This window comes from Williamsia sp. (genome assembly GCF_036566845.1).
In the GTDB taxonomy this organism is placed as follows: domain Bacteria; phylum Actinomycetota; class Actinomycetes; order Mycobacteriales; family Mycobacteriaceae; genus Williamsia.
This window is the reverse complement of sequence record NZ_DATCVM010000150.1, coordinates 1-8604: the sequence shown is the minus strand read 5'-3', so window position 1 is coordinate 8604 and position 8604 is coordinate 1. Positions and strand designations below refer to the sequence as shown.

Here is an 8604-nt window from a genome sequence, read left to right as displayed (position 1 = left end):
GACAACGATCCGCCGTACTTCCGGCCGCCGCTCAGCAAGGATTTTCTGCAGGGAGACACCGAGTTCGACGACATCACCCAGCATCCGCCGCAGTGGTACCGCGACCGCGACATCGAGCTCCGCACCACTACGTCGGTGGGGGGCCTCGATACCGGCGCCCGGACCGCCGGCCTCTCGACCAGTGAGACCATCGAGTTCCGTACCGCGATCATCGCGACGGGTGCCCGCCCGACGCCGCTGCCGGTGCCAGGCGGTGCGCACGCACTCTCGCTCCGGTCGTTTGCCGACGCCGCGACACTGCGCACCGCGGCGCAACAGGCGAGTTCGGCGGTGGTCATCGGGGCCGGGTTCATCGGCTGCGAGGCGGCAGCCTCACTGAGTGCCCGCGGCGTCACCACGACTCTGGTTGCCCCGGAACAGGTTCCGCAGGCCGCCCGCCTCGGGGCCGATGCGGGCGCTCGAATACTCGCCATGCTCTCCGACGCCGGGGTCCGATATGTGGGCGGCCCGGCCATCACGCGGATCGAGCCCGGCACCGTGACACTCGACGACGGCGTCCGGATCGACACCGATCTGATCCTCGCGGCGGTCGGCATCACACCCTGCTCCGACCTGGCCGAGGACGCCGGGCTGACCACGGAGGAGGGCCGGATCGTTGTCGATGAACACATGCGCACCAGCGTGGGCGCGATCATGGCCGTCGGCGACGTGGCCAGTGCCCACAACCCGACGGCCGGCCGCCGGATCGCGACCGAGCACTGGCAGGACGCCGCGGACCAGGGCGAGGTGGCCGGTGCGACGGCCGCGGGTGTCGACCGCTCGTGGGATGCGGTGCCCGGCTTCTGGACCACCATCGGTGACCACACCCTCAAGTACGCCGCCTGGGGTGACGGCTTCGATTCGGCACATCTTGTCGAACGGGACGGCGGATATCCGGATGGCGGCTTCACCGTCTGGTACGAGGGTGGCGGAGTCGCCGTCGGAGGCCTGACCTACAACCGCGACGACGACTACGACCTGGCCGAGAAGCTCGTCGCCGGTCGCCGGTCCGCGCCCATCTGACAGACGATGGCGGACAACGATTTGCGCTATGCCAACAGGATTGGCCAAACCGGGCTCAATTTGGTGAATCGACTGTCGTGAGTCGGTGGCCGGGGTTGTAGTCCGTCCATGACCTTCGACTCAGTGATCCGCCGCGGGCGGTGGTTCGACGGCAGCGGCTCTGCTTCGCATGTCCGCGACATCGGGATCCGCGATGGACGCATCGTCGAGATCTCGGCGGCGCCCCTCGACACTGCGGGTTGCACCGACGTCATCGATGCGGCGGGTTTGTGGGTCCTGCCCGGCATGGTCGACATCCACACGCACTACGACGTCGAAGTGCTCGGTGGTCCGGAGCTGAGCGAGTCGTTGCGGCACGGCGTCACCACGGTGCTGTTGGGTTCCTGCTCGCTGTCGACGATCCACGTGGATGCCGAGGTCGCCGGTGACCTGTTCGGTCGGGTCGAGGCGATCCCGCGGCGGCATGTCATCTCAGGCATCGAAGAGCACAAGACCTGGCGGACCGCAGGGGAGTATGTCGAGGCGCTCGAAGCCCTCTCGCTGGGGCCGAACGTCGCGGCATTCATCGGCCACTCCGACATCCGCGCCGTGACGATGGGACTCGACCGCGCCACCCGGAGCGACGTCACACCCACGGCGGCGGAGCAACTCCGGATGGACCGCCTGCTCATCGAGGCGCTGGATGCGGGCTTTGTGGGGTTGTCGTCGCAGCAACTCCTCTTCGACAAACTCGACGGAGAGGTCTGCCGGTCCCGGACGCTCCCGTCGACGTACGCGAAGCGTCGCGAGCTGCGCCGGCTCAACACGATCCTGCGGAAGAGGGCGAGGGTGCTGCAGTCCGGCCCGGACATCTCGCGCCCACTCAACGTGTTGTCGCAGGTGTTCACGTCATTGGGCTGGGGACGGCCTCGACTGAAGACGAGCCTGCTGTCCGCGGCCGACGTCAAGGCCCGCCCGGAAGTGATCCACGCGATGGGTCCGCTCGCGCGGCTGGTCAACCGGTTCGGCGGTGACTTCCGCTGGCAGCACCTGCCCGTGCCGTTCGAGGTGTACGCCGACGGCATGGAACTGGCGGTGTTCGAGGAGTTCGGCTCCGGCGCCGCGGCGCTGCATCTGAGTGACGAGATCGATCGCAACGAGCTGATGCGCGATCAGGGCTACCGACGCGCTTTCCGCAAGGACTACGACAAGAAGTACGGACCCCGGGTCTGGCACCGGGACTTCTTCGACGCCGACATCGTCGAGTGTCCGGACCACACCGTGGTCGGGAAGACTTTCGGTCAGGTCGGGCTCGATCGCGGCGGACTGCATCCGGTCGACGCGTACCTGGACCTCCTCCTCGAACACGGGTCAAAAATTCGTTGGCGCACAACAATTTCCAACCACCGGCCCGAACTCCTCAAGAAGCTGGCGACGGAACCCGGTATCCAGCTCGGGTTCTCCGACGCCGGTGCGCACCTGCGCAGTATGGCGTTCTACAACTTCGGGCTGCGTCTGCTGCGGCACGTGCACACGGCCGCCGAGGCCGGTGAGCCGTTCATGACCGTCGAGCACGCCGTCCACCGGCTGACCGGCGAGCTCGCCGATTGGTACGGCATCGACGCCGGGCACCTGCGCGTCGGTGACCGGGCCGACCTGTTGCTGCTCGATCCCCAACACCTCGACGCCTCGCTCGAGGAGTACCGAGAGGCCGAGGTCGAGCAGTTCGGCGGGCTGTCCCGGATGGTCAACCGCAATGACGAGACCGTCCGGACCGTCATGGTCAACGGAGAAACGGTTTTCACCGGCGGCGTTCCGGCAGATGTCCTCGGACGCAAGAGGATCGGCCGCTTTCTTCCCGCGCAGACAACTGAGACGAGGTATGAGCGTGTCCGATGACAACAAGTCGGTGGTCCTGGGCCTGTGGGCGGCGTTGAGCAAGCGGGACTGGGCGGGGCTCGGGGGGTTTGTGTCCGACGACTGCATCTACGTCGACATGCCGCTCGGGCCCGGTGCGGCGGCGCGCGGACCCGAGAACATCGTCAAGCGGCTCAAAGTGGGCCTGGAGCCACTGGCCGATTACAGCAATCACGACGGCCTGATCATCTCCAGCGGCCCCGACGTCATGTACGAGCACAGCGAGACCTGGACGTGGTCGACCGGAGAGACCGCGACTTTGGCTTTTGTCACGGTGCACAAGGTGGTCGACGGAAAGATCGCCCTGTGGAAGGACTACTGGGACTTCGCCGGATTGGCGGCCACCGCGCCGGCGGACTGGATGGAGCAGCTCGCCGCCTCCGACATGTCGTGGATGTACGACGCCACCGGACAGATCTGACCGCCCAATACCTCAGTAGTACACCGGCCCCGGGACGCCGCCACCGACAGCGATGGCATCGCCGGTGATCCCGATACTGCGCGGCGACGCCAGGAAGGTCACCACGTCCGCGACCTCGCTCGCGTCGACGATCCGCCGGATCGAGTTGGTGGCCAGGGCTTGCTCGAGTTCTGCGACAGGCGTGCCGGTTTCGGCCGACTCCGCGGCCAGCGCCGTGTCCAGCCGGGCGGTCCGGGTACGTCCCGGATGGACAACCGTCACGTTGATGCCGTGCGGACCCAGTTCGTCGGCGAGGTTCTTGGTCAGTGCGGACACACTCACGTTGCGAATGGTCTGGGCGATCGAATTCGCCTGCCGGGCACCGAGTCCGCTGATGTTGATGATGCGTCCCCACCCCTGATCGATGAGGTGCGGCGCAACGGCGCGCGCGGTGCGCAGATACCCCAGGACCTTGATCTCGACCTCGCGGCGCACGATGTCGTCGGTGGTGCTCGCGAAGTCCGTCGGGCTGCCGGCGCTCCACGGGGTGGCCGCGGAGTTCACCAGGATGTCGATGCCGCCGAGTTGCTCGACGGTCTGGGCCACCAATTGTTGTACGGATGCGTCGTCGCCGGTGTCGACGGTTATTCCGACCACTTTTCGTCCCGAACGCGCGGCGATGTCATCGGCGGCCAGTTTCAGTGCCTCGGGTTCTCGGGCAGCGATGACCATATCGGCGCCTTCGGCCGCGAGTCCGTGGGCGATGGCGAGTCCGATACCTTTGCTGCCGCCGGTCACGAGGACACGCTTGTCGGTCAATCCGAGGTCCATTTCATCCATCCTTCGTAGTCATGGAACGCTTCGAGGTGTACTCCGGTACGTATTTTTTCAGAACAACCGCGCCGAGGGCAGACAGGCCGGCGGCCGCGAATACCGCAGCCGACAGCGGAAAGAACGCGGCGCAGACCGCGATCGACAGCGGGCCGGCGAGAAATCCGGCGTCGTGGGTCAATCGCCAGGACGCCAGGAACTCGGCTCGTCCGGTCTCCGGTGCCACGTCGGCCCCGATCGTCATGATCACCCCGTTGCCGAAGCCGTTGCCGATCCCCATCAGCACGGCAACTGCGGTGAAGGTGAAAACCGTTGTGGTGAAGGGTATCAACAGATACGACAGTCCCAGCACGGAGATCGACGGGACCGCGACGACGGTGCGGCCGAACCGGTCCATGAGATGTCCGGCCGGGTAGGCGAACAAGACGTCGGCCGCCGCACCGATCCCGAAGAGCAGGCTCGCGACCGCGGGGGAGAGGCCGATGTGGATGGCCCAGAGCGGCAGGATCGCGTCTCGCGCACTGCGGGCGACGCCGAGTAGCAGCGATCCGGTACCGAGTGTGGACAGCAGCCGCCGGTGACGTGCGAACACTGTGGGCAGGCTCAGTGGCTGTGCCACCGCACCGGCGCCGGGCGGATCCGGCAGGCGCGCCATCATCAGGCCCCCCGCGACGATCGCCACCAGCTGCACGACAAATCCACCGCGGGTGCCGATCAGCCAGATGACGGCGGCCCCCACGAGCGGTCCGACGAAGAAACCGAACCGCATGGCGCCACCGAACAGCGACATCGCCCGGGCCCGCCAGGCAAACGGGACCGCCAGCGACAGGTAGTTCTGCCGCGCCAGACCCCATACGGCGTTGGCCAGACCCACGGCCAGGATGCCGAGGCACAACATCCAGATCCCGACGGCGAACATGCAGGCCAGTGCGCCCGCCGAGGCGAGGGTACTGGCCGCGATGATCGACCGGCGCTCACCGATCCTGGCGACGATCTGTCCCGAACACGTGTCCCCGATGACCTGGCCGAGGCCGACGATTGCGACCGTCAGCCCGGCAACCGCAGTCGACGCGCCGAGCTCGAGGGCGGACAGCACCATGACCGGTGCCGCCGCCCCCTGCCCGATCCCGTACGCGGCGGCCGGCAGATAGACGGTGCCCGCGAGCGACCGCAGTGGTCGTTCAACCGATCCCAGATCCAGATCCGCAGGGTCGCCGAGCGACGTCATACGGAGGCAGACTCCCGGATCTGACTGCTCGACGGCAACTCGATGCCATAGTGTCCACGCAGCGTCGACTCGGTGTAGTCCTCACGGAACCGGCCGCGCGCCTGCAGGATCGGGACCACGTGGTCGACGAAGTCCTCGAGTCCGCCGGGCAGGTAGGGCGGCATCACGTTGAAGCCGTCGGCGGCGCCGGCATCGATCCAGTCGATCAGGTTGTCCGCGATCTGTTCGGGTGTACCGGCGATGCTGCGGTGACCGCGGCCCCCACCGAGGCGCCCGATGAGCTCGCGAATCGTCAGGTTGCCGTCGGCGGCGAGCTGGCGCACCAGCGTCGACCGGCTCTTGTGGCCTTCGATCTCGGACTCCGGCGGAAGCTCGGGGAGCCGGGCGTCGAGTGACAGTCCGGTCAGGTCGACGTTGAAGAAGTTCGACAGCTGGCCGAGCGCGTGGTCGGGGGAGATCAGATCGGTGAACTCACGTTCGAGGTCGAGCGCTTCGGACTCGGTGCTGCCGATGAACGGCACGATGCCGGGGAGGATCTTCAGATCGTCGAGATCCCTTCCGTAGCGCGCCAATCGGCCCTTCAGGTCGCGGTAGAAGTCCTGGCCCTCGGTGATGGTTCGTTGTGCGGTGAACACCACCTCGGCGTATCGTGCCGCGAGGTCCTTGCCGTCTTCCGATGACCCGGCCTGTACCAGCACCGGCCGGCCCTGCGGAGAGCGCGGCGAGTTCAGCGGCCCCCGTACGGAGAAGTGTTCTCCCACATGGTGGATGGGACTGACGAGGTCGGGATTGGCGAACTCGGCGCGCTCGACGTCGAGCACCACGGCGTCATCGTCCCAGCTGTCCCACAGCCGGTTGACGACGTCGACGAACTCCTGGGCCCGCCGGTACCGGCCGGCGTGGTCCGGGATCGCGTCGTAGCCGAAGTTCAGCGCTTCCAGTTCTTGCCCCGACGTCACGATGTTCCAGCCGGCCCTGCCGCCGCTGATGTGTTCGAGCGAGGCGAACGCCCTGGCCAATGTGTAGGGGTGGTTGTAACCCGTTGAGGCGGTGGCGATCAGACCGACCTTGCTGGTGCCGCCGGCGATGGCCGAGAGCAAGGTGATCGGCTCGAAGATCGCCTGGGTGTTCCGGCGGATGTTGGGGCCCACGGCCAGCCCGTCCGCGAAGAACACGGAGTCGAGGCGGCCGCGCTCGGCGATCTGACCGAGTCTGACGAAGTGGCCGACATCGAGGATGTCCTGTTCGGCCGTCCTCGGATGGCGCCAGGCCGCCTCGTGATGTCCGACTCCCATCAGGAAGGCGTTCAGGTGCAGTTGACGAGACATGTTCAGTTCCTTTGGTAGGTGAGCGTGATTCAGACGTTGGCGGGCGTGCGCCAGCGCGAGAATCGGCGTTCGAACAGCACCAGCACGAAGTTGAAGGCCAAACCGACCAACGCGATGGTGAGGATGCCCGCGTACATCTGCGGGATCTGGAAGTTCAACTGGCTGGCCATGATCAGGTAGCCCAATCCCGAACGTGCGCCGACCATCTCGGCGGCGATGAGCACCAGGATCGAGGCGGCGGCGGAGAGCCGGATGCCCGTGAAGATCGTGGGCAACGCGGCGGGCAGGATCACCTTCTGAAATAGCCGGTAGGACGGAAGCCCGAGGGAACGAGCTGATTTGATCAGCAGTGGATCGACGGTGCGGACGCCGGAGATGGTGTTGAGCAGGATCGGGAAGATGCAGGCGTAGATGACCAATGCCACCTTCGAGGTCTCACCGATACCCAGGATGAGGACGAAGACCGGCAGCAGGGCCAAGGCCGCGGTGTTGCGGAACAGTTCCAGTACCGGGTTGAGATACTGCGCTGCCGGCCGGTACCAGCCGATCACGATTCCCAGTGGTACCGCGACGAGCACTGCGATCGAGAAACCCTTGAGCGCCCGGCTCAGGCTCGCCGAGATGTGTTCCCACAGCTGCCCGCTCTTGGCGAGATCGATCAACGCCTCCAGGACCACCGAGAACGGCGGCAGGAAGGTCTGGTCGACGAGTCCGATGCGGGGCGCGATCTCCCAGAATCCGACAAGCAGTGCGAGAGCAATCGTCGAGCGGAAGATCCACTTGCCGGTTTGTGTTGCGCTGCGCAGTATCCGGCGACCTGATGAGGCCGATGACGCCGGTACCGGTACCGGTACCGGTACCGGTACCGGTGCCGGATCGGGTGGTGCCTGAACCGGCACCGGGGTCGCTGCCTTCTCCAACGTGACGTTAGACATGGGTTCCTGCTCCGATCAGTGTGGTCGAATTGGTGGAGCCCTGGACTTCAGGGCGCAGCGACAACCAGATGCGGTGCCGGTAGTCGCGGAATTGTTCGGACGATCGGATGTCGTCTTCGGCGTCCCGATCGATGCTGATCGGCAGGATCTCCTTGATGCGGCCCGGGCGTTCGGTCAGTACGGCGACGCGCTGGCCGAGGTAGATGGCCTCGTCGATGCCGTGTGTGATGAACAGGATCGTCTTTCCGGTCGCCTTCCAGATGCGAAGTAGCTCTGCCTGCAACGACTCTCGTGTCTGCGCGTCGAGTGCGGCAAACGGTTCGTCCATCAGCAACACCTCGGGGTCGTACGCCAGGCTCCGGGCAATCGCGACCCGCTGCTTCATGCCGCCCGAGAGTTCGTGCGGATAGTGATCGGCGAATCCGCCCAGTCCGACGAGCTCGAGGTACTCGTCGGCGATCGCCTTGCGCTGCCGGCGGGGTATCCCTTTGGCCTCCAGCCCGAATTCGATGTTCGCGCGTGCGGTGCGCCACGGCAGAAGTGCGTACTGCTGGAAGACCACACCGCGATCAAGGCCCGGGCCGGTGATGGGCTTTCCGTCCAGGAGGATCTCGCCGGCAGTGGGCTTGGTGAGGCCACCGACCAGATCGAGCAATGTGGACTTTCCGCTGCCGCTGGGCCCGACGAGAACCAGGAACTCGCCTTCGGGCGCGGCGATACTGATGTCGTCGATGGCAACGAAGTCGGGCTTTCCGGGGGAGGAGAACGACTTTCGAACGCCTCTCAGCTCCAGTTTCGGTGTGGTGGTCATTGTGCTGCCACCACCGGCTGGCCGTCGGGACCCGAATCCGGTGCGTAGGTCCCGTTCGAGTAGGGGTTGTCTTCGTTGGTGTAGAGGTCGGATGCGGTGAGCTGTCCTTCTTC

General features: G+C 66.2%; 8 protein-coding genes and 1 pseudogene. 3 read left to right on the top strand and 6 right to left on the bottom strand.

Annotated features, from left to right (window positions below):
* The 3 genes from VIQ49_RS14510 to VIQ49_RS14500 form a co-directional block, all read left to right on the top strand.
* A partial coding sequence (locus VIQ49_RS14510) for an FAD/NAD(P)-binding oxidoreductase (protein ID WP_331885760.1) occupies positions 1 to 1062 on the top strand: 1062 nt, incomplete at its 5' end.
* A gap of 108 nt (positions 1063 to 1170) precedes the next feature.
* The gene (locus VIQ49_RS14505) at positions 1171 to 2940 is read left to right on the top strand and encodes an N-acyl-D-amino-acid deacylase family protein (RefSeq protein WP_331885758.1); all 1770 of its coding nucleotides are present in this window, start codon (positions 1171 to 1173) and stop codon (positions 2938 to 2940) included.
* Complete coding sequence (locus VIQ49_RS14500) at positions 2924 to 3379, top strand: nuclear transport factor 2 family protein (RefSeq protein WP_331885756.1); 456 nt, start codon at positions 2924 to 2926, stop codon at positions 3377 to 3379. Before VIQ49_RS14505 ends, VIQ49_RS14500 begins: the two co-directional genes overlap by 17 nt.
* A 12-nt stretch (positions 3380 to 3391) precedes the next feature.
* Here VIQ49_RS14500 and VIQ49_RS14495 read toward each other — a convergent pair whose 3' ends face one another.
* From VIQ49_RS14495 to VIQ49_RS14470, 6 genes and pseudogenes are all read right to left on the bottom strand, one after another.
* Positions 3392 to 4189, bottom strand: a complete 798-nt coding sequence (locus VIQ49_RS14495; protein WP_331885754.1) for an SDR family NAD(P)-dependent oxidoreductase — start codon at positions 4187 to 4189, stop codon at positions 3392 to 3394.
* A gap of 1 nt (position 4190) precedes the next feature.
* The gene (locus VIQ49_RS14490) at positions 4191 to 5417 is read right to left on the bottom strand and encodes an MFS transporter (protein ID WP_331885752.1); all 1227 of its coding nucleotides are present in this window, start codon (positions 5415 to 5417) and stop codon (positions 4191 to 4193) included.
* Positions 5414 to 6745 carry an LLM class flavin-dependent oxidoreductase gene (locus VIQ49_RS14485; protein WP_331885750.1) on the bottom strand — a complete coding sequence of 444 codons (1332 nt, stop codon included), beginning with the start codon at positions 6743 to 6745 and terminating at the stop codon, positions 5414 to 5416. The genes VIQ49_RS14490 and VIQ49_RS14485 overlap by 4 nt, the downstream gene beginning before the upstream one ends.
* Positions 6746 to 6774: 29 nt before the next feature.
* Complete coding sequence (locus tag VIQ49_RS14480; protein ID WP_331885748.1) at positions 6775 to 7680, bottom strand: ABC transporter permease; 906 nt, start codon at positions 7678 to 7680, stop codon at positions 6775 to 6777.
* Complete coding sequence (locus VIQ49_RS14475; RefSeq protein WP_331885746.1) at positions 7673 to 8491, bottom strand: ABC transporter ATP-binding protein; 819 nt, start codon at positions 8489 to 8491, stop codon at positions 7673 to 7675. The genes VIQ49_RS14480 and VIQ49_RS14475 overlap by 8 nt, the downstream gene beginning before the upstream one ends.
* Positions 8488 to 8604: pseudogene (locus tag VIQ49_RS14470) on the bottom strand (ABC transporter substrate-binding protein); the annotation flags it as partial. The pseudogene VIQ49_RS14470 and the gene VIQ49_RS14475, both read right to left, overlap by 4 nt.

Bases quoted from the DNA above. Each gene is read 5' to 3' on its own strand.
- VIQ49_RS14500 (WP_331885756.1), top strand. From the start codon at position 2,924: ATGAGCGTGTCCGATGACAACAAGTCGGTGGTCCTGGGCCTGTGGGCG.
- VIQ49_RS14475 (WP_331885746.1), bottom strand. From the start codon at position 8,491: ATGACCACCACACCGAAACTGGAGCTGAGAGGCGTTCGAAAGTCGTTC.
- VIQ49_RS14505 (WP_331885758.1), top strand. From the start codon at position 1,171: ATGACCTTCGACTCAGTGATCCGCCGCGGGCGGTGGTTCGACGGCAGC.
- VIQ49_RS14495 (WP_331885754.1), bottom strand. From the start codon at position 4,189: ATGGACCTCGGATTGACCGACAAGCGTGTCCTCGTGACCGGCGGCAGC.
- VIQ49_RS14480 (WP_331885748.1), bottom strand. From the start codon at position 7,680: ATGTCTAACGTCACGTTGGAGAAGGCAGCGACCCCGGTGCCGGTTCAG.
- VIQ49_RS14490 (WP_331885752.1), bottom strand. From the start codon at position 5,417: ATGACGTCGCTCGGCGACCCTGCGGATCTGGATCTGGGATCGGTTGAA.
- VIQ49_RS14485 (WP_331885750.1), bottom strand. From the start codon at position 6,745: ATGTCTCGTCAACTGCACCTGAACGCCTTCCTGATGGGAGTCGGACAT.